23 protein-coding genes are annotated in these 19,839 nt (G+C 58.8%); 14 read left to right on the plus strand and 9 right to left on the minus strand.

Annotation, left to right across the window (positions count from 1 at the left end; translation table 11 throughout):
• The first annotated feature begins 163 nt into the window (after window positions 1-163).
• The 4 genes from moaC (at window position 164) to GVL50_RS26380 (ending at window position 2,338) form a co-directional block, all read left to right on the plus strand.
• Window positions 164-637 carry a cyclic pyranopterin monophosphate synthase MoaC gene (moaC, locus tag GVL50_RS26365; RefSeq protein WP_159815591.1) on the plus strand — a complete coding sequence of 158 codons (474 nt, stop codon included), beginning with the start codon at window positions 164-166 and terminating at the stop codon, window positions 635-637.
• On the plus strand, window positions 634-876 hold the full coding sequence (locus GVL50_RS26370; protein ID WP_159815592.1) for a MoaD/ThiS family protein: 243 nt from the start codon (window positions 634-636) through the stop codon (window positions 874-876). The genes moaC and GVL50_RS26370 overlap by 4 nt, the downstream gene beginning before the upstream one ends.
• 3 nt (window positions 877-879) lie before the next feature.
• Entirely contained in the window at window positions 880-1,332 is a 453-nt protein-coding gene (gene moaE, locus GVL50_RS26375; RefSeq protein ID WP_038357637.1) for a molybdopterin synthase catalytic subunit MoaE, read from the plus strand.
• 229 nt (window positions 1,333-1,561) lie between these two features.
• Entirely contained in the window at window positions 1,562-2,338 is a 777-nt protein-coding gene (locus GVL50_RS26380; protein WP_159815593.1) for an ABC transporter substrate-binding protein, read from the plus strand.
• 84 nt (window positions 2,339-2,422) lie between these two features.
• On the opposite strand, the gene GVL50_RS26385 is transcribed toward GVL50_RS26380, so the two are convergent.
• The 5 genes from GVL50_RS26385 to GVL50_RS26405 form a co-directional block, all read right to left on the minus strand.
• Entirely contained in the window at window positions 2,423-3,049 is a 627-nt protein-coding gene (locus GVL50_RS26385; RefSeq protein ID WP_159815594.1) for a transcriptional regulator, read from the minus strand.
• A gap of 93 nt (window positions 3,050-3,142) precedes the next feature.
• On the minus strand, window positions 3,143-4,270 hold the full coding sequence (locus tag GVL50_RS26390) for an FAD-binding oxidoreductase (protein ID WP_159815595.1): 1,128 nt from the start codon (window positions 4,268-4,270) through the stop codon (window positions 3,143-3,145).
• Window positions 4,271-4,442: 172 nt separating this feature from the next.
• The gene (locus tag GVL50_RS26395) at window positions 4,443-5,387 is read right to left on the minus strand and encodes an ornithine cyclodeaminase family protein (RefSeq protein ID WP_159815596.1); all 945 of its coding nucleotides are present in this window, start codon (window positions 5,385-5,387) and stop codon (window positions 4,443-4,445) included.
• A 141-nt stretch (window positions 5,388-5,528) separates the two neighbouring features.
• On the minus strand, window positions 5,529-7,010 hold the full coding sequence (rhlB, locus tag GVL50_RS26400) for an ATP-dependent RNA helicase RhlB (RefSeq protein ID WP_159815597.1): 1,482 nt from the start codon (window positions 7,008-7,010) through the stop codon (window positions 5,529-5,531).
• 96 nt (window positions 7,011-7,106) lie between these two features.
• On the minus strand, window positions 7,107-7,763 hold the full coding sequence (locus GVL50_RS26405; RefSeq protein ID WP_053117331.1) for an alpha/beta hydrolase: 657 nt from the start codon (window positions 7,761-7,763) through the stop codon (window positions 7,107-7,109).
• 468 nt (window positions 7,764-8,231) lie between these two features.
• On the opposite strand from GVL50_RS26405, the gene GVL50_RS26410 reads away from it, so the two are divergent.
• The 4 genes from GVL50_RS26410 to GVL50_RS26425 all read left to right on the plus strand — a co-directional run bounded on the left by GVL50_RS26410 (window position 8,232) and on the right by GVL50_RS26425 (window position 12,394).
• A complete protein-coding gene (locus tag GVL50_RS26410) occupies window positions 8,232-9,263 on the plus strand; it encodes an amino acid ABC transporter substrate-binding protein (protein ID WP_053117336.1) in 1,032 nt (343 codons plus the stop codon).
• A gap of 66 nt (window positions 9,264-9,329) precedes the next feature.
• Window positions 9,330-10,511 carry an amino acid ABC transporter permease gene (locus GVL50_RS26415; RefSeq protein WP_053117338.1) on the plus strand — a complete coding sequence of 394 codons (1,182 nt, stop codon included), beginning with the start codon at window positions 9,330-9,332 and terminating at the stop codon, window positions 10,509-10,511.
• A 10-nt stretch (window positions 10,512-10,521) separates the two neighbouring features.
• Entirely contained in the window at window positions 10,522-11,619 is a 1,098-nt protein-coding gene (locus GVL50_RS26420; protein ID WP_008080192.1) for an amino acid ABC transporter permease, read from the plus strand.
• A 10-nt stretch (window positions 11,620-11,629) separates the two neighbouring features.
• Window positions 11,630-12,394: an amino acid ABC transporter ATP-binding protein gene (locus GVL50_RS26425; protein ID WP_053117341.1), complete on the plus strand. Its 765-nt coding sequence runs from the start codon at window positions 11,630-11,632 to the stop codon at window positions 12,392-12,394.
• A 61-nt stretch (window positions 12,395-12,455) separates the two neighbouring features.
• On the opposite strand, the gene GVL50_RS26430 is transcribed toward GVL50_RS26425, so the two are convergent.
• Both GVL50_RS26430 and GVL50_RS26435 read right to left on the minus strand, forming a co-directional pair.
• Window positions 12,456-12,944, minus strand: coding sequence for a type II toxin-antitoxin system MqsA family antitoxin (locus tag GVL50_RS26430; RefSeq protein WP_159815598.1), 489 nt, complete (start codon window positions 12,942-12,944; stop codon window positions 12,456-12,458).
• Entirely contained in the window at window positions 12,941-13,252 is a 312-nt protein-coding gene (locus tag GVL50_RS26435; protein ID WP_159815599.1) for a type II toxin-antitoxin system MqsR family toxin, read from the minus strand. Before GVL50_RS26435 ends, GVL50_RS26430 begins: the two co-directional genes overlap by 4 nt.
• A gap of 166 nt (window positions 13,253-13,418) precedes the next feature.
• On the opposite strand from GVL50_RS26435, the gene GVL50_RS26440 reads away from it, so the two are divergent.
• From GVL50_RS26440 to GVL50_RS26460, 5 genes are all read left to right on the plus strand, one after another.
• Window positions 13,419-14,078: a FadR/GntR family transcriptional regulator gene (locus GVL50_RS26440; protein WP_159815600.1), complete on the plus strand. Its 660-nt coding sequence runs from the start codon at window positions 13,419-13,421 to the stop codon at window positions 14,076-14,078.
• Window positions 14,068-15,372: a CynX/NimT family MFS transporter gene (locus GVL50_RS26445; protein ID WP_053117354.1), complete on the plus strand. Its 1,305-nt coding sequence runs from the start codon at window positions 14,068-14,070 to the stop codon at window positions 15,370-15,372. The genes GVL50_RS26440 and GVL50_RS26445 overlap by 11 nt, the downstream gene beginning before the upstream one ends.
• Before the next feature lie 238 nt (window positions 15,373-15,610).
• Window positions 15,611-16,081, plus strand: a complete 471-nt coding sequence (locus tag GVL50_RS26450; protein WP_159815601.1) for a nuclear transport factor 2 family protein — start codon at window positions 15,611-15,613, stop codon at window positions 16,079-16,081.
• A 39-nt stretch (window positions 16,082-16,120) separates the two neighbouring features.
• Entirely contained in the window at window positions 16,121-16,423 is a 303-nt protein-coding gene (locus tag GVL50_RS26455; RefSeq protein ID WP_008083651.1) for a GIY-YIG nuclease family protein, read from the plus strand.
• 84 nt (window positions 16,424-16,507) lie between these two features.
• On the plus strand, window positions 16,508-17,443 hold the full coding sequence (locus GVL50_RS26460; protein WP_159815602.1) for a glutathione S-transferase family protein: 936 nt from the start codon (window positions 16,508-16,510) through the stop codon (window positions 17,441-17,443).
• 99 nt (window positions 17,444-17,542) lie between these two features.
• Here the strand turns inward: GVL50_RS26460 and GVL50_RS26465 are convergent, their stop codons facing one another.
• Window positions 17,543-17,893 carry a glutaredoxin family protein gene (locus GVL50_RS26465; RefSeq protein ID WP_053117366.1) on the minus strand — a complete coding sequence of 117 codons (351 nt, stop codon included), beginning with the start codon at window positions 17,891-17,893 and terminating at the stop codon, window positions 17,543-17,545.
• Window positions 17,893-18,897: a nucleoid-associated protein YejK gene (gene yejK, locus GVL50_RS26470; protein WP_053117368.1), complete on the minus strand. Its 1,005-nt coding sequence runs from the start codon at window positions 18,895-18,897 to the stop codon at window positions 17,893-17,895. Before yejK ends, GVL50_RS26465 begins: the two co-directional genes overlap by 1 nt.
• Before the next feature lie 519 nt (window positions 18,898-19,416).
• Here yejK and GVL50_RS26475 point away from each other — a divergent pair.
• Complete coding sequence (locus tag GVL50_RS26475) at window positions 19,417-19,698, plus strand: HU family DNA-binding protein (RefSeq protein WP_003221909.1); 282 nt, start codon at window positions 19,417-19,419, stop codon at window positions 19,696-19,698.
• The last annotated feature ends 141 nt before the right edge of the window (window positions 19,699-19,839 follow it).

Consider the following 19,839-nt stretch of genomic DNA (forward strand, 5'->3'; position numbering starts at 1 on the left):
GGCTTGCTCGCGAATGCGCTGTGCCAGTCACCAAATGTGTGCCTGATACACCGCATTCGCGAGCAAGCCCGCTCCCACAGGGGATAGTGGTGATTTCATAATCAATGATGCGGAAATTTGACCCGCAGGTTTACAATCCCCGCTCCTGATCAGGAGTAATCCCGTGCTGACTCATCTCGATTCCCAAGGTCGCGCCAACATGGTCGACGTCACCGAAAAAGCCGTGACGTTCCGTGAAGCGACGGCCCAAGCGCTGGTGCGCATGCTCCCCGAAACGCTGCAGATGATCGTCAGCGGCGGCCATCCCAAGGGTGATGTGTTCGCCGTGGCGCGCATTGCCGGCATTCAAGCGGCGAAGAAAACCAGCGATCTGATTCCCCTGTGCCACCCGCTGATGCTTACCGGCGTCAAAGTCGAACTCAGCGCTGACGGCGCAGACACCGTGCGCATCGTCGCCCGTTGCAAACTGTCCGGGCAGACCGGCGTCGAGATGGAAGCACTGACCGCCGCCAGCGTCGCCGCCCTGACCATCTACGACATGTGCAAAGCCGTCGATCGCGGCATGACCATCGAAAGCGTGCGTCTGCTGGAGAAGGTCGGCGGCAAGAGCGGGCACTTTCAAGCGGCGCAGCCATGAACCTGACCGTGAGGTTTTTTGCCCGTTACCGTGAAGCGCTGGGCGTGGATTCGCTGAAGGTGGAAGGTGATTTCGCTACCGTCGATGACGTGCGTGCATTGCTTGTGCAACGGGATGGCGCTGAAGTACTGAGCGAGCAGAACCTGATGTGCGCACGCAACGAAGACCTCTGCCAGCTCGACGAGCCGGTGGTCGATGGCGACGAAGTGGCGTTTTTCCCCACCGTGACCGGAGGCTGAGCCATGGCGATTCGTGTGCAGGCCACGCCGTTCGACCCGGGCGCTGAAGTCAACGCAATGCACGCGGCCAATGTCGGTGTTGGCGCAGTGGTGAGTTTTGTCGGCTACGTGCGCGACTTCAATGACGGGCTGGATGTGGCGGGGATGTTTCTTGAGCACTATCCGGGCATGACCGAAAAAGCCCTCGGCAAAATCGCCATCGAAGCCGAGCAGCGCTGGCCGCTGTTGAAACTGGAGGTGCTGCATCGCATCGGCGCGCTCGAGCCGGGCGAGCCGATCGTGTTCGTCGGCGCCGCCAGCGCCCATCGCCAGGCCGCATTCGATGCCTGCGCTTTTGTCATGGACTACCTGAAAACCCGTGCACCGTTCTGGAAGAAAGAAAACACCAGCGACGGGCCGCGTTGGGTTGAGGGGCGGGACAGTGATCATGCAGCGGCGGATCGCTGGAAAAAGTAAATCAAAAGATCGCAGCCTTCGGCAGCTCCTACATTGGGTCGGCATACCCCTGTAGGAGCTGCCGAAGGCTGCGATCTTTTTGCTTCTGCCCCGAATTGACGATTTGTACATATAAGTCCAAGATGGATTTACAAGTACAAATTGCTTCAATCTTGCCGCTCGAAGCTCCCCGCTCGCAGCTGCTCTTCTTCGTCTTGCCAAACCAACAACAACCCGCGAGAGAACGAACATGAAGAAACTCCCCCTCATCACCGGTCTGGCCCTCAGCCTGTTGTCCTGCGCCAGCGTGTTCGCCGCCGAGCAAACCCTGCGCATCGGCATCGAAGCCGCTTACCCGCCATTCGCCTCCAAAACTGACAAGGGCGAAATCGTCGGTTTCGACTACGACATCGGCAACGCCCTGTGCGCGCAGATGAAGGTCAAGTGCGTGTGGGTGGAAGGTGATTTCGACGGTCTGATTCCTTCGCTGAAAGTGAAGAAGATCGACATGGCGCTGTCGTCGATGACCATCAACGAAGACCGCAAGAAGTCAGTGGATTTCACCCACAAGTACTACTTCACTTCGTCGCGTCTGGTGATGAAAGAAGGCGCCACGGTAGACGATCAATACGCCAGCCTCAAAGGCAAGAACGTCGGCGTTCAGCGTGCGACCACCACCGATCGTTACGCCACCGAGGTGTTCGAGCCCAAGGGCATCAACGTCAAGCGCTACAGCAACAACGAAGAGATCTACATGGATCTGGCGGCGGGGCGGCTGGATGCGATTTTCGCTGACACCATTCCGCTGAATGACTTTTTGACGATGCCGCGCGGCAAGGGCTATGCGTTTGTCGGGCCTGAGTTGAAGGATCCGAAGTACGTCGGCGAGGGCGCGGGGATTGCGGTGCGCAAGGGCAATGCGGAACTGGTCAGCCAGTTGAATGGCGCGATTGATGGCATTCGCGCGAGTGGCGAGTACCAGAATATTTCCGAGAAGTATTTCAAGTCTGATATTTACGGCGACTGATTGAAAAGATCGCAGCCTGCGGCAGCTCCTACAGGGGAATGCGTGCTCCTGTAGGAGCTGCCGAAGGCTGCGATCTCTTGATCTTCAACTCTTCAGCTCTTTCAAATGCTTGTACACCGTCGCCCGCCCCATGTTCAGCACATTGGCCACGTAGTTCGAGGCGCTCTTGCCCTTGAACGCGCCCTCGGCGTGCAGCGCCAGCACCAGTTCGCGTTTGTGATCGCGGGTCAGCACATTCAGGCTCAACTGCCGCTCGCGCAGCCAGGCGTGGAGGAAGGTGTTGATGCGTTCCTGCCAGTCATCGCGAAACAGTGAATCCGGCTGCGGGATCAGTTTGCTCGGCGACAGAAACAGATCCAACGCCGCCTTGGCATTCTCGAACAGCGATATATTCAGATTGATGCACAGCACCGCCAACGGCAGACCTTCGCTGTCGCGCAGGACGCTGCTCAAGCTGCGAATCTTCTGACCGTCCCAGTTGAGCTTTTCGTACGGGCCGATATTACGGTCGCTGACATCCTCGCTGAGCATGTCTTCGAGCGATGAGTCGTCGCCAATCTCGCGTTTCGACAGGTTGTTGGCGATGTAATCGACCTTCTGCGTGCGCAGGTCGTGCAGCACCACTTCGGCGTGCGGAAAGAACAGCGTGGCGATGGCGTCGGCGATGGCGCGGAAGTTATCCAGCGCCGGATCGAATTCGGGGGCGGTCATGACAGTGGAGCTCCAGGCAGCGTCAGCGCCCCCGTGAACAGGAGGCGCTGCGAGTGTGCCGCAATCCGTTGAGCGAGTCATCCTGACGGGCATTCAAGCGAGGCGGGCAGGGGAGAGCATGGCGCTGCTCAGGCCGAAGTTGCGCAAGTGCTCCGGCAAAGGTTCGCCGCGAACCAGCGCCGCGCTGGCCTGGCCCATCGCCGGCGATGTCTGAATGCCGTAGCCGCCCTGCGCCGCGACCCAGAACAGCCCCGGCACCTGCGGATCGAAACCGCTAAGCAAATCACCGTCGGCGACGAAACTGCGCAGCCCGGCCCACGTGCGGGTCGGACGGCGGATGGTCAGCGTGGTGGCTTCTTCGATCTGGTAAATGCCCATGGCAATGTCCAGTTCTTCGGGTTGCACGTCGTGAGGTTCGACCGGATCGGCGTTGGCCGGCGAGCCGAGGAACATGCCGGCGTCGGGCTTCATATAGAAGGATTCGTCGAGGCTGACCAGCATCGGCCAGTGATGAATGTCGACGCCTTCGGGGCCGGCGAAGATAAATGCGGCGCGGCGTTTCGGTTGCAGACCCAGCGGTTTGGCGCCGGCCAGTGCACCGATCTTGTCGGCCCAGGCGCCGGCGGCGTTGATGATCACTGGCGCGGTGAAGGTCTGGCCGTTGGTTTGCACCTGCCAGAGGCCGTCGGCGTCGCGGCTCAGGCCGAGCACTTCGCAGTCGGTATGGACTTCGCCGTGGTTGCGACGGATGCCGCGCAGGTAGCCCTGATGCAGGGCATCGGTGTCGATGTCGCTGGCGCTCGGGTCGTAGATCGCGCCGTGGACTTTTTCCCGACGCAGGATTGGCAGACGCGCGCAGGCTTCGTCGGCAGTGAGCAGTTGCATCTCTGGGACTGTGGCTTTGGCGCTGAGGTATTGGTTGTTGAGTTCGGCGTTGTCACCGGTGAAGTCCACGGTCATTTCGCCACGTGGGGTCAGCAGTGGGTGTTCACAGAAACCGTTGGGTGGATTATCGAAGAATGCGCGGCTGGCTTGGGTCAGGGCGCGGACTTGCGGCGTGCCGTACGCTGCGGTGAATAGGGCGGCAGAGCGTCCGGTGGAATGATAGGCCGGGTGCGACTCACGTTCGAGCACGATGACTTTAGCCTGCGGCGACAGCCAGAACCCGGTGGAAGCGCCGGCAATCCCGCCGCCGATGATGATGAAATCTGCCTGGCTCATGAAAAACTCCAAAGCTATCGTGGCTCTCTGGGATCTGCCATTGGCAACTCCCCAATCAGAATGCGATCCCTGTAGGAGCTGCCGAAGGCTGCGATCTTTTGATCTTGTTTTTTTCAGGATCAAGATCAAAAGATCGCAGCCTTCGGCAGCTCCTACAGGGGGATTTTTGGTGTTAGTGGGTTAGGTGATACACCGCATTGGCGAGGGCAATGTCTTCCAGGCCCAAACCGATTGAACGGAAAAACACGTGACGGTCGTAACCCGGACGCTGGACTTTTTCACTGAGCAGGTCAGCGAGGTCACCAACGATCGCATCGTTGCTCCAGCCATGCTGCTCACTGGCAATCAGCATTTCACCCGCCGAACCCGGCGTGGTCAGCCGATAGTCGCAGAAGACCAGCATGTCGTTGAGGCTCTGCGGCGGCACTTCGTGGGCGCGCGGAGCGTTGGTGCTGATCGAGGTGATCAGCGCCGGTTTGCTCAACTCAGCGGGATCAATCACCGGGCCCGCCGATGAGGTGCAAAGCATGATCACATCCGCATCCACGAGGGCGGTTTCGCGGCTGTCGGTGATCTTCAGATTGGGCGTGATGGCTTTCAGCAGGGCCTGAGATTGAGCGTCAGCGCACAGGCTTGGCGAATACAGACTGATGCTCTGCCAGTCACGCAGCGACTTCACGTAATGCAGATGCGCCTGGGCAACCTTGCCGCTGCCAATGATCGCCAAATGTTTAGCGTCCAGAGGCGCGAGCGCATCAACCGCCACCGCTGTGGTCGCCGCCGTTCGTGCAGTGGTGAGTTCACCGGCATCACAAAGCAGTAATGGCTGACCGGTTTTCATCGACATCAACAGCGTCCACGCTGTCACCAGCGCACCTTGTTCGCGAACGATGTACGGCGAGGTCTTCACGCCGTAAACGCCATCCTCGGCCAGCACGCCCAGATAGTTGATGAAGTCGCCAGCACCCTGCGGGAACTCGACCAGTTGCTGCGCCGGTTGCACGGCTTTGCCGTTGGCAAGATCACGAAACAGCTTGCGCAAGATCTGCGGCACATCGATACGCGCCAGCAACTCACGGGCTTGGGCTTGGTCGATCACGTAGGGCGTACTGGACATTTCAGACTCCGCAGACAAAAAAACTAAACTTGTTTGTCCATTATGGACTTTTAGTTTTGTCGGGCAAGCACCTGCGGCAAAAAATCCAGACGAAAAAAAAGCGCAGTCCGTTGCCGGCTGCGCATTCTTTTTTAGCGTCGCTTACTGCTGCGGACGCTTGCGCTCGACCGCACGCAACAGATGCGTCGGCGGCGTTTCACAACTGATCTTGCGACCGAGCTTCTCTTCGATGGACGGCAACTGATAGGAGTCGTCCTCACCGGCGAAGCTGATCGACACGCCATCAGCACCGGCACGACCGGTACGGCCGATGCGGTGTACGTAGTCGTCCGGCACTTCCGGCAGGGTGAAGTTGATCACATGGCTGATCCCGTCGATGTGAATGCCGCGACCGGCCACATCGGTGGCGACCAAGACACGAATCTTGCCTTCGCGGAAACCTTCCAGGGTCTTGATACGTTTGTGTTGCGGCACGTCGCCGGACAACTGCGCAGCGTTCACACCGTCGCGCACCAGGCGCTCTTCGATGCGGCGAACTTCGTCCTTGCGGTTGGCGAAGACCATCACCCGCTCCCAACCATTATCGTTGACCAGGTTGTAGAGCAGTTTGTACTTGTCGGCACCGGCCACGGCGTAGATGTGTTGCTCGACGTTTTCGTTGGCGACGTTGGTGATTTCGATTTCGACGATCGACGGATCGGTCGTCCACTGCTTGGCGAGGTTCATCACGTCTTCGGTGAAGGTCGCAGAGAACAGCAGGGTTTGGCGTTCGCTTTTTGGCGGGGTCTGACGAATGATCTGGCGGACTTGCGGGATGAAACCCATGTCGAGCATGCGGTCGGCTTCGTCCAGCACCATCACTTCGACCATGTCCAGATGCACGTCGCCGCGCTGATTGAAGTCGAGCAGGCGGCCCGGGGTGGCGACAAGAATGTCGCAGTGACGCGCTTCGAGGTGCTTGAGCTGCTTGTCGAAGTCCATGCCGCCAACGAAGGTCATCACGTTGAGGCCGGTGTACTTGGTCAGGTCAGCGGCGTCTTTGGCGATCTGCACCACCAGCTCACGGGTCGGCGCGATGATCAGCGCACGGGGTTCGCCCATGTAGCGTTCTTTCGGCGGCGGTGTTTGCAGCAACTGAGTGATGATCGAGATCAGGAACGCGGCGGTTTTGCCGGTACCGGTCTGCGCGCGACCAATGGCGTCTTTGCCGGCGAGGGTGAAGCCCAGCACCTGCGCCTGGATCGGCGTGCAATACGGGAAGCCCAGATCCTGAATGGCGTGCATCAGTTCTGGCGCTAGTTTGAAATCGTGAAAGCGGGTTTTGCCTTCTTGTGGCTCGACAACGAAATCTTCGAGTTTCCACGGAATGACCGATGCCTTGGGCTTCGGTTCGCGACGCGGTCTGGCCGGTTTCGGCTCTTCACTGCGCGCAGGCTCGGCGGCGATGGGCGCGGCCGGAGCGGGTTGCGGGTCTTGCTTCGGTGCTGCTACGGCAGCGGGGCGGTCGGCCTGGGGCGCATCGTGGCGATGACCGGGGGCGTGCGACGGCGCACTGGGAACTGGCGCGAGCTGCTCAGCCTCGCTTTTACCGAACATTTTCTTGAGTGCTTCGAGCACGGTCATCTCATCAATTGGTTAAGGAATGTACGCCGGCCAGTGTAATGCAAGAAACGGGCGCGGCGTAGTGTGATGATCAACGGGCAGGCAATGCTGTCGCGATTAGCGCAGACGTTCGCTCAACCAGACGCCAATGTCGCGAATTTCTTCGGGTAACACTTCGTGCTCCATTGGGTATTCCTGCCATGTCACGGTGACACCATGCTTCACCAAGTGCTCGTAAGCACTGCGGCCCATCGAGTTCTGCACCACGTTATCGAACTGACCGTGCAGGCACAGCACCGGAATCCGCTGCTGACTGGCCGACAACTCCAGCTCATCACTGAACGTCGGCGCATACGTCGACAACGCCAGCACGCCACCCAACGGCCCCTGCCATTTCAAGAAAGCGGTGTGCAACACCACGGCGCCACCCTGGGAAAAACCGGCGAGGAAAATCCGCGAGGCGTCTATTCCGCTGGCGCGCTCGTTTTCGATCAATTCGATGATGCGATCGGCAGACGCTTCCAGCTCATCGCGATCGATCGCGCGCGCCGGGCTCATGGCTTTGATGTCGTACCAGCTCGGCATGGCATATCCGCCATTTATCGTAACGGGACGTGTCGGCGCCTGCGGCAATACAAAACGCGTGCTCAACAGGCTTTCCTGCAACGCTTCGGCCACCGGCAAGAAGTCGTAGCGGTCGGCGCCGAGGCCGTGCAGCCAGATCACGCAGGCGTCTGCGGGCTTAACAGGCTGAAGAATCAAGGGCTCGGTCATGGCTGCTCCAATTGTGTGCGGGCGCTCTCATTGAGTGCGTGATTGAAGGGCGCGCCCGATTGATCTGTTAAGAAGATGTCGCAAGGGTACAAGTTTTGCTATTGACCTGTCGCTAAAGCGCTTCAGCGAACGGTGTGGTACGGGCTTTGCTATGGCTTCAGGCGTGCAACCGATCTCGCGCCTGGCGGTAACACTATCAGTGTACCCCGTGGGCCGGGATTGCAAAAAATCCGGTGATGGATGTTCGCCAAGGGCCGCTACGGGCTTCGCGAACGTGAAAGGGCTACCGCCCGTTCGGCCGATTGGTGAGAAGTGAGTGATCCATTTTGTGGATCTTCTCCTACTAGACTCATAGCGAAGGTCTTACGTCGGTTGACCCAATAAAAAGCCAACAAGGGTCAACACCGCCTCAAAAGGGTGCGACTGGACTCAAGCTCCGACACAACAAGAGCAAAACTGGAGGTTTGAATGAAGATGTTGAAATCCACCCTGGCCATCGTGACTGCAGCAACAGTGCTCGGTGTCAGCGGGTTCGCTCAGGCGGGTGCAACCCTGGATGCAGTGCAGAAGAAAGGTTTCGTGCAGTGTGGCGTGAGCGACGGTCTGCCGGGCTTCTCGGTACCGGATGCAACCGGCAAGATCCTCGGGATCGACGCTGACGTCTGCCGCGCTGTGGCCGCTGCCGTATTCGGCGACGCGACCAAGGTCAAGTTCAGTCAGTTGAACGCCAAGGAGCGCTTCACCGCGCTGCAGTCCGGCGAAATCGACATTCTGTCGCGCAACACCACCATGACCAGTTCGCGTGACGCGGGCATGGGCCTGAAATTCCCGGGCTTCATTACCTACTACGACGGCATCGGCTTCCTGGTGAACAACAAGCTCGGCGTGAAAAGCGCCAAAGAGCTGGACGGTGCAACCATCTGCATCCAGGCCGGTACCACCACCGAGCTGAACGTTTCCGACTACTTCCGTGGCAACGGTCTGAAATACACCCCGATCACTTTCGACACTTCCGATGAAAGCGCCAAGTCGCTGGAATCCGGTCGTTGCGACGTGCTGACCTCCGACAAGTCCCAACTGTTCGCCCAGCGCAGCAAGCTGGCAGCGCCGAAGGACTACGTGGTTCTGCCGGAAACCATTTCCAAAGAACCACTGGGCCCGGTCGTACGTAATGGCGACGACGAGTGGCTGGCCATCGTGCGTTGGGTTGGCTACGCGCTGCTCAACACCGAAGAAGCCGGCATCACTTCGAAAAACGTCGAAGCCGAAGCCAAGTCGACCAAAAACCCGGACGTCGCTCGTATGCTCGGTGCTGACGGCGAATACGGCAAAGACCTGAAACTGCCGAAAGACTGGGTAGTACAGATCGTCAAACAAGTCGGTAACTACGGCGAAATCTTCGAGAAAAACCTCGGCAAGAGCACTCCGCTGGAAATCGACCGCGGCTTGAACGCCCTGTGGAACAACGGCGGCATTCAGTACGCACCACCAGTGCGCTAATGGTTCTATCGCCCGGCGGGCCAACCGCCGGGTGATGTTCTTGTTCCATTTTTTGCGGGGCACTTCATGCAAAATTCAATCGGCGCACCTAAGCAGAGGCTCAGCCTCAGCGATCCGCGAGTGCGTGCGTGGCTATTCCAGATCATCACGATTGTCGCGGTGGTTTCGCTGGGCTGGTTCTTGTTCGACAACACTCAAACCAACCTGCAGCACCGGGGCATCACTTCCGGTTTCAGCTTTCTGGAGCGCAGTGCCGGGTTCGGTATCGCTCAACACCTGATCGACTACACCGAAGCGGACAGCTATGCCCGCGTCTTCGTCATCGGTTTGCTCAACACTTTGTTGGTGACAGTGATCGGCGTGATTCTGGCGACGATTCTCGGCTTCATCATCGGTGTGGCACGGCTGTCGCAGAACTGGATCATCAGCAAACTGGCGACGGTGTACGTGGAAGTTTTCCGCAACATTCCGCCGCTGCTGCAAATCCTGTTCTGGTACTTCGCGGTATTCCTGACCATGCCGGGGCCGCGCAACAGCCACAACTTCGGCGACACCTTCTTCGTCAGCAGCCGTGGCCTGAACATGCCGGCCGCGCTGGCCGCTGATGGTTTCTGGGCGTTCGTGATCAGCGTCGTGGTGGCCATCGTCGGCATCGTGCTGATGTGCCGCTGGGCCAACAAGCGCTTTGAAGCGACCGGCGTACCGTTCCACAAGTTCTGGGTAGGCCTGGCGATTCTGCTGGTGATCCCGACCTTGTGCGCACTGATCTTCGGCGCGCCGCTGCACTGGGAAATGCCCGAGCTCAAAGGCTTCAACTTCGTTGGCGGCTGGGTGCTGATCCCGGAACTGCTCGCCTTGACCCTCGCCCTGACCGTGTACACCGCGGCGTTCATCGCTGAGATCGTGCGCTCGGGGATCAAGTCGGTCAGCCACGGCCAGACCGAAGCGGCGCGTTCGCTCGGCCTGCGCAACGGCCCGACCCTGCGCAAGGTGATCATCCCGCAAGCCTTGCGCGTGATCATTCCGCCGCTGACCAGCCAATACCTCAACCTGGCGAAAAACTCTTCGCTGGCGGCCGGTATCGGTTACCCGGAAATGGTTTCGCTGTTCGCCGGCACCGTGCTTAACCAGACCGGTCAGGCGATCGAAGTGATTGCCATCACCATGAGCGTGTACCTGGCGATCAGTATCAGCATTTCCCTGCTGATGAACTGGTACAACAAGCGCATTGCGCTGATCGAGCGGTAAGGAAAAGCGCATGAGTACTCATACTTTCAAACCCGACATGCCCCCACCGAACAGCAGCATCGGCGTGGTCGCATGGATGCGCGCGAACATGTTCTCCAGCTGGCTCAACACCTTGCTGACGCTGTTTGCGTTCTACCTGATCTACCTCGTCGTGCCACCGATTCTCAGTTGGGCAATCATTGATGCCAACTGGGTCGGCACCACCCGCGCCGACTGCACCAAGGACGGCGCCTGCTGGGTGTTCATTCAGCAGCGTTTCGGCCAGTTCATGTACGGCTATTACCCGGCTGAATGGCGTTGGCGCGTCGACCTGACCGTGTGGCTGGCGGTGATCGGCGTGGCGCCACTGTTCATCTCGCGCTTCCCGCGTAAAGCGGTGTACGGGCTGAGCTTCCTGGTGATCTACCCGATTGTTGCCTGGTGCCTGCTGCACGGCGGCGTGTTCGGCCTGCCACAGGTGGCGACCAGCCAATGGGGCGGCCTGATGCTGACCCTGGTGATCGCCACTGTCGGTATCGCTGGCGCCTTGCCGCTGGGGATTGTGCTGGCGCTGGGTCGACGCTCGAACATGCCGGCGATTCGTGTGGTCTGCGTGACCTTCATCGAATTCTGGCGCGGCGTGCCGTTGATCACCGTGCTGTTCATGTCCTCGGTGATGCTGCCGCTGTTCCTGCCTGAAGGCATGAACTTCGACAAGCTGCTGCGGGCGCTGATCGGCGTGATCCTGTTCCAGTCGGCCTACGTCGCTGAAGTGGTGCGCGGTGGTCTGCAAGCGATTCCCAAAGGTCAGTACGAAGCGGCCGCAGCGATGGGCCTCGGTTACTGGCGTTCGATGGGTCTGGTGATTCTGCCGCAAGCCCTGAAGCTGGTGATCCCGGGCATCGTCAACACCTTTATTGCGCTGTTCAAGGACACCAGTCTGGTGATCATCATCGGCCTGTTTGACTTGCTCAACAGCGTCAAGCAAGCCGCTGCCGACCCGAAATGGCTGGGCATGGCCACCGAAGGCTACGTATTCGCCGCCCTGGTGTTCTGGATTTTCTGTTTTGGTATGTCGCGCTATTCCATGCATCTGGAACGCAAGCTCGACACTGGCCACAAGCGTTAGGAGTTTTGAGATGAGTGAAGTAATCAAAAAGCCTGTGAGCCCTGAAGGCATTATTCAGATGCAGGGCGTCAACAAGTGGTACGGCCAGTTCCACGTGCTGAAAGACATCAACCTCAACGTTAAACAGGGCGAGCGTATCGTTTTGTGCGGCCCGTCGGGTTCCGGCAAATCGACGACGATTCGTTGTCTCAATCGTCTGGAAGAACACCAGCAGGGTCGCATCGTCGTCGACGGCGTGGAGCTGACCAACGACCTCAAGCAGATCGAAGCGATCCGCCGCGAAGTCGGCATGGTGTTCCAGCATTTCAACCTGTTCCCGCACCTGACCATTTTGCAGAACTGCACCCTGGCGCCGATGTGGGTACGCAAGATGCCCAAGCGCAAGGCCGAGGAAATCGCCATGCATTACCTGGAGCGCGTACGCATTCCGGAGCAGGCGCACAAGTTTCCGGGGCAACTGTCCGGCGGTCAGCAGCAGCGTGTGGCGATTGCCCGCGCCCTGTGCATGAAACCGAAAATCATGCTGTTCGATGAACCGACTTCAGCGCTCGATCCGGAGATGGTGAAAGAGGTGCTGGATACCATGATCGGCCTGGCGGAAGACGGCATGACCATGCTCTGCGTGACCCACGAAATGGGCTTCGCGCGGACTGTGGCGAACCGTGTGATCTTCATGGACAAGGGTGAGATCGTTGAACAGGCGGCGCCAAATGACTTCTTCGATAATCCGCAGAATGAGCGGACGAAGCTGTTCTTGAGTCAGATTTTGCATTGATCTGACCTACATTCTGACATAAACCCGGACCGCGTTCCGGGTTTATTTTTTCCAGGTTTTGTCAGGGCACCGGTGCCGTCTCCTGTTCCGGGAAGCGCGCGGCGAGCAATCGCCGCAATTCACTGCCTTCGTTCATCGCGTGTATTTCGGCGAGCAGGTGAGGGTGCCGGTCTAGCAGACGCATAAGATTGAACAACGGTTGAGGCGGTGAAAGCTCGCCGCGTTCGTAGCGGGAAAAAGCGTTGTGACCTCCGCCGGATAGCAATTTAACTGCTTCTTTTTGGGTGAGATGCAATTTGCGGCGGATGCGTTTCATCTCGGCGCCCATTACGTGGAAGCACTCTTCGAGCAATTTATCGCCGGCGTCAGAATAGCGTTCGGCGCTGTCAGTATCGTTATCAAAAATGATCTCGCCGCAGGCTTGGCATTCCCACCCTGCAATGCCGTGCACCCAACGTGAAACATCCTTGTAGTTGACAGTCAAACTGCGACCTTCGAAATGTTGCATCGCCTCTTGAGTGCCACAGCTCAAGCATTGCCGTGTATTCATAAATTCTTCTCCTTGAAAGAGATCACGGGAGGACCGCCGTTGGGGCAGTAGGTGATTTTGATATACAACTCCAAGTCGTGAAATCCAATGTGGTAAACATCCTGCCAGTGTCTGTGGTTGGTGTAGCAAGTCATGGACTTGTAGAACATCCGGCGATCCAGCGAGCAGATGGCTTGCTGCATACGTTTGAGGTTCAACCCCATGCCCTTGCCCGAGCTCATCGCGCTTCCTGTAAAGGCTTTAGCGCCCAGTCTGATGACTTCTTGCTTCACTACCACCAAGTCGTAATGGGGTGTGTTCTTTTCCATAAGAAACCAAAACCCTGTCCCTGAAATTACCCTTAAAGGGTAATTTTGACCAATCGAAAATGCCGCTCCATGTGTCGCCTTTTGACCCTAGGTGGTTGCCGTCCTACATGGGTCTGACTAACATGTCGGAAAATTCATCCTATGATTGGATGAAAGGGCGAATCCTATGTCAGACATTTCTCCACTCATTAAACGATCCTTGGTCGATCAGGCCCTGGATCAACTCCGCCAGCGCATTAACAGTGGTGCCTGGCAGGTCGGCGAACGCTTGCCGACCGAACCCGAGCTCTGCGCTGAGTTGGGCATTAGCCGCAATACCGTGCGCGAAGCCATGCGTGTGTTGGCGTTTTCTGGATTGATCGAGATTCGCCAGGGCGACGGCAGTTATTTGCGCGCGCTGGTTGATCCGCTCGACACGCTGAAAGCGTTGTCGCGTTGCTCGCTGGAGCAGGCGCGGGAAACCCGGCACATCCTTGAAGTCGAGGCGATCGGCCTGGCGGCGTTGCGTCGCACCGATGAAGACCTCGCCGCATTGCGCAAAGCCCTCGGCACCAGCGGCAGTCACTACCACGGCGACCTCGATACCTACATCGCCTGCGATCTGGTGTTCCACCGCCGACTGGTCGACGCCGCCCACAACCCGACCCTCAGCGAGCTGTATCGCTATTTCTCCAGCATCGTCGGCGCGCAATTGCGCCAGACCCTGAACATCGTCCCGCGCCGTCAGGAAGTGTTCGACCTGCACATCGAGTTGCTCGATGCCGTCGAACAACGCGACCCGGAACGGGCCAAAGCCTTGTCGAGGCAGTTGATCAATGAACCTTGAAACCGAGAAATCCATGTCCCGCAGTGAGCTATCCACAACCCCGAAACGCACGGCAGAGCTTGAAGAGCTGCTGATCGACGCCGAGGCCGATGACGAGCAGGTGCAACAAAGCCACCCGCTGGTGCGCCGGCCGTGGCTGTTGCTGCTGGGGCTGATTCTGGTGGCGTTGAACTTGCGTCCGGCGCTGTCGAGCATGGCGCCGCTGCTCAGCGACGTTTCCAAGAGCCTCGGCTTGTCGGCGGCGCAGGCCGGTTTGCTGACCACACTGCCGGTGCTGTGCCTCGGCTTGTTCGCGCCGCTGGCACCGATTCTGGCGCGACGTTTTGGCGCCGAACGCGTGGTGTTGGGCATCCTGCTGACACTGGCCTGCGGCATCATTTTGCGTAGCAGCTTTGGTGAAATCGGCCTGTTTGCGGGCAGCGTATTGGGCGGCGCAAGCATCGGCATTGTCGGCGTATTGCTGCCGGGTATCGTCAAACGCGACTTCGCCAAACACGCCGGCACCATGACCGGCGTCTACACCATGGCGCTGTGCCTCGGTGCGGCAATGGCGGCGGGCACCAGTGTGCCGTTGAGCGAGCATTTTGGCGGAGACTGGACAATTGGCCTGGGCTTCTGGGTCATCCCGGCGCTGGTGGCGGCGTTGTTCTGGCTGCCACAGGTCGGGCAGAAACACGGTGCACACAACGTCGCCTATCGCGTGCGCGGTTTGCTGCGTGATCCGCTGGCGTGGCAAGTGACGTTGTATATGGGCCTGCAATCGTCGCTGGCGTACATCGTGTTCGGCTGGTTGCCGTCGATCCTGATTGGTCGCGGGCTGACGCCGACGCAAGCGGGGCTGGTGTTGTCCGGCTCGGTGATCATCCAGCTCGCCAGTTCGCTGGCCGCGCCGTGGCTGGCCACTCGCGGCAAGGATCAGCGTCTGGCAATTGTCGTGGTGATGGCGTTGACCCTGGGTGGCCTGTTCGGTTGCCTGTATGCGCCGATCGAAGGCCTGTGGGGCTGGGCGATTCTGCTGGGCCTGGGGCAGGGCGGTACGTTCAGTCTGGCGCTGACGTTGATCGTCTTGCGTTCGCGCGATTCGCACGTCGCCGCGAACCTGTCGAGCATGTCCCAGGGCTTCGGTTACACGCTGGCGTCGATGGGGCCGTTTGCGGTCGGTGTGGTGCATGACTGGACGGGCGGCTGGAATGCGGTGGGCTGGATCTTCGGCATCATCGGCACCGGCGCGATCATCGCCGGCCTCGGCGCCGGGCGAGCACTGTACGTGCAAGTACAAAGCGAAAGAATCTGACGCGTAACCCTTTTTTGGGGGCCGTGATATCCAATGTGGGAGCGAGCTTGCTCGCGAAGACGGTGGTTCAGGCACAGATCATGTTGAATGTGCCGGCCTCTTCGCGAGCAAGCTCGCTCCCACAGTTTTTGGGGCGCCTTTAAGATCTTGCATGGTATTCGGTTTACGAATGCCGATAGTGTTTCTTCGTATTGCGGATTATCGTGCTGGCAATCTGTACCTCTTTTGGAGATTGCCCATGAGCAAAGCCCACAGCGCGTTGATCACCCGCTTCTACGAAGCCTTCAAACGTCTGGACGCCGAGGCGATGGCCGCGTGCTACACCGATGACGTGGTGTTCAGCGACCCGGCCTTCGGCGAGCTGCGCGGGCGCGATGCCGGCGACATGTGGCGCATGCTCACCACCCGCGCCAAAGACTTCTCCCTGACCTTCGACAACGTCCGCGCTGATGAGCGCAGCGGCGGTGCGCACTGGGTCGCGACTTACCTGTTCAGCCAGACCGGCAACGTTGTGATCAACGATATCCAGGCCCGTTTCGTCTTCCGTGACGGCAAGATCTGCGAGCACCACGACCATTTCGATCTGTGGCGCTGGTCGCGTCAGGCTCTGGGTTTCAAAGGTCTGCTGCTGGGCTGGACGCCTCTGGTACGCAACGCCGTGCGTGCGCAGGCGTTGAAGGGACTGAAGGCATTTCAGGCCGGTCGCTGATAAGATCGCGGCCTGTTTCCTACACGTCTTGATCCCGAATTGACCAGCCTTAGCGAAAAATCTGTCGATGTGGCCGAACCGGTGAGCAAGTCCTGGTTCGTCTACCTGGTTCGCGCGGCCAACGGTTCGCTGTACTGCGGCATCAGCGATGACCCGGTGCGCCGCTTCGCCAAGCATCAAAGCGGCAAAGGCGCGCGGTTCTTCCTTTCCAGCCCGGCGATGGCGTTGGTGTACACCGAATTGTGTCGCGACAAAAGCGATGCTTTGCGTCAGGAACGGCTGATCAAAAAACTGCGCAAGAGCGCCAAGGAATGCCTGGTCGCGTCTTATCAATCTGACTGATCGGTTCCCATCAGCCAGATCTGTAGGCTGCTAAGCAAATGCGCGCTAAGCTGCCGGCTCACTTTCTGAGCGGCGGAGCCGAGCATGTCCGAGTTGATTCTGCATCATTACCCGACTTCTCCATTTGCCGAGAAGGCCCGCCTGCTGCTGGGTTTCAAAGGCTTGTCGTGGCGCTCGGTGCACATTTCGCCAGTGATGCCCAAGCCGGATCTGACCGCACTGACTGGCGGCTATCGCAAAACCCCGGTGCTGCAAATCGGCGCCGACATCTACTGCGACACTTCACTGATCGCCCGTCGCCTGGAGCAGGAAAAAGCCCTGCCGAGCTTCTTCCCTGAAGGCCAGGAAATGACCACCGCGAGTTTCGCCACCTGGGTTGATTCGGTGGTGTTCCAGCATGCGGTGAGCCTGGTGTTCCAGCCTGAGTCGGTTGCCGTGCGTTTCGGCAAGCTGCCGCCGGAAGCGATCAAAGCGTTTATGGCTGACCGCGCCGGTTTGTTCAGTGGCGGCAGCGCCACACGTTTGTCCGCTGAGCAGGCCAAGCATCAATGGCCGACGATCATGCTGCGTCTGGAGCAACAACTGCAGCGCGAGCAGGGCGACTTCCTGTTCGGCGAGCCGTCGATTGCCGACTTCGCGCTGGCGCATCCGCTGTGGTTCCTCAAAGCGACTCACGTCACCGCGCCGTTGGTGGAGGAGTATCCGGCTGTTTCCGCGTGGTTGGGTCGAGTGTTGGGCTTTGGTCATGGCGCGGCGAGTGCGATGACCTCTGAGGAAGCGCTGGAAGTTGCACACAGTGCGACGCCAGCGGATCTGCCGAAAGAGCAGTTCATCGACCCGAATGGTTTCAAGGCAGGCCAGCAAGTGGCGATCTCGGCGACGGATTATGGTGTTGATCCGGTGGTCGGTGAGTTGCTGTTTGCCGGTAGCGAAGAGCTGATCATTCGTCGCGAAGACGAGCGCGGCGGCGTGGTGCACGTGCACTTCCCACGCTTCGGTTTCCGCATCGAGGCCCGCTAAATCTGTAGGAGCTAAGCTTGCTCGCGAAGAACGATGACGCGGTGTCTCTGATAAACCGGATTATCGTTCTTCGCGGGCAAGCCTTGCTCCTACAGAGTTTTATTTCAGGGCGGCGAGGATTTCGTCCGGGTCAAACCCGCGAATCAAGGTGCCGTTGACATCAATCAACGGAATCCCGCGTCCACCCAATGCCTCATACGCCTTGCGCGCATCGGCATCCTTCTCGATATCGAACTCCTTGAACGCAATCCCCTTGCTGTCGAGAAAACGCTTGGTCTGCTTGCAGTAACCGCACCAGTCGGTGGCGTAGAGCACGACGTTGGCTTGCGCCCGCGTCTGCTCGGCAACCATCTGCGACGGATTGAATACCCGCTCGATCTTGCCCCAGTTCTGATACACCACGACCACCAGCAGAACCAGCGCGACCTTCTTCAGCACATTGGCGAGCATCAGTTGCGCCGCTTCAGCTGATCGGTCAGCGACGTCGGCAAACCTTTGATGACCAGGGTGCCAGCCTCTTCGTCGTACTCGATCTTCGAGCCCAGCAGGTGCGCTTCAAAGCTGATCGACAGGCCTTCGGCACGGCCGGTGAAGCGGCGGAATTGATTCAAAGTGCGTTTGTCCGCTGGAATCTCTGGCGACAGGCCGTAGTCCTTATTGCGGATGTGATCGAAGAAGGCTTTCGGGCGCTCTTCGTCGATCAGCTCGGAGAGTTCTTCCAGGCCCATCGGCTCGCCGAGTTTGGCCTGGCTGCTGGCGTAATCGACCAGGGTCTTGGTCTTCTCGCGCGCGGACTCTTCCGGCAGGTCTTCGCTCTCAACGAAATCGCTGAAGGCCTTGAGCAGCGTGCGGGTTTCGCCCGGGCCGTCGACGCCTTCCTGGCAGCCGATAAAGTCGCGGAAATATTCCGAGACCTTTTTGCCATTCTTGCCCTTGATGAACGAGATGTACTGCTTGGACTGCTTGTTGTTCTGCCACTCAGAAACGTTGATCCGCGCCGCGAGGTGCAGTTGGCCGAGGTCGAGGTGGCGCGACGGGGTCACGTCCAACTCGTCGGTCACCGCCACGCCTTCACTGTGGTGCAGCAGGGCGATTGCCAGGTAATCGGTCATGCCTTGCTGATAATGCGCGAACAGCACGTGGCCGCCGACCGACAGGTTCGACTCTTCCATCAGCTTCTGCAGGTGCTCGACCGCGACTTTGCTGAATGCGGTGAAGTCCTTGCCGCCCTCCATGTATTCCTTCAGCCAGCCACTGAACGGGAACGCGCCGGATTCCGGGTGAAACAGGCCCCAGGCTTTGCCCTGTTTGGCGTTATAGCTTTCGTTGAGGTCGGCGAGCATGTTCTCGATGGCCGCGGACTCGGCCAGTTCCGTGTCACGGGCGTGCAGAACTGCGGGCGTGCCGTCGGGTTTTTTGTCGATCAGGTGGACGATGCAATGACGGATCGGCATGGGCTTCTCGGCTGTTGGAAGGGAGGAGGGCAGGCTCCCCCGAAAAAGCGCTAAGTGTACCCGATTCTCGGCACGGGCCAGTTGTAGGAGCTGCCGCAGGCTGCGATCTTTTGATCTGGCATTTTAATAAAACAGGATCAAAAGATCGCAGCCTTCGGCAGCTCCTACATAACGGGGAAACCGTGTCGACGGCAGTATAAATGGGGGGTTGTAGGGCAAAACCGGGGCGTGCGACCGGGCTTATGCAGTTTTTTCGCGGTTTAGAGCAATAAAGCTGACCAAATGGGTAGCTAGAGGCGGATATTTCCTTGTCTCTGTGCTAGTTTTGCCCGGTCTTACGCGAAGTCACTGCGTTAAGCGTGCAATCAGCATTTGTCAGGTCGAACCAAACCCTGATTTCGGTATCTATAACCCGACTCGTCGTGGTTATCGCCGAGGGTGCCAGATCCAGAAGATCGGGCTCGATGGCTGACACTGCACTCTGCAATCCATATGAATTTGATAGGGAAGGAACACTACATGGCTCTTACTAAAGACCAACTGATCGCCGACATCGCTGAAGCTATCGACGCGCCGAAAACCACCGCGCGTAACGCTCTGGACCAACTGGGCCAAATCGTTGCCGATCAGCTGGAAAACGGCGGCGAAATCACCTTGCCAGGTATCGGCAAGCTGAAAGTGACCGAGCGTCCTGCCCGCACTGGCCGTAACCCTTCGACTGGCGCTGCCATCGAAATCCCTGCGAAGAAAGTGATCAAGCTGGTTGTGGCCAAAGGCCTGACCGACGCTGTGAACAAGTAAGACGCAGCAATAAAAAACCGTGCTCCGGAGTGATCCGGGCACGGTTTTTTTGTGCCTGCGATTTGACGTCTTACCCCTGTAGGAGCTGCGGCACGCTGCGATCTTTTGATCTTGTGTTTAAAAATCAATCAAGATCAAAAG

The sequence above is a fragment of the Pseudomonas sp. 18058 genome (assembly GCF_902706155.1).
In the GTDB taxonomy this organism is placed as follows: domain Bacteria; phylum Pseudomonadota; class Gammaproteobacteria; order Pseudomonadales; family Pseudomonadaceae; genus Aquipseudomonas; species Aquipseudomonas rustica.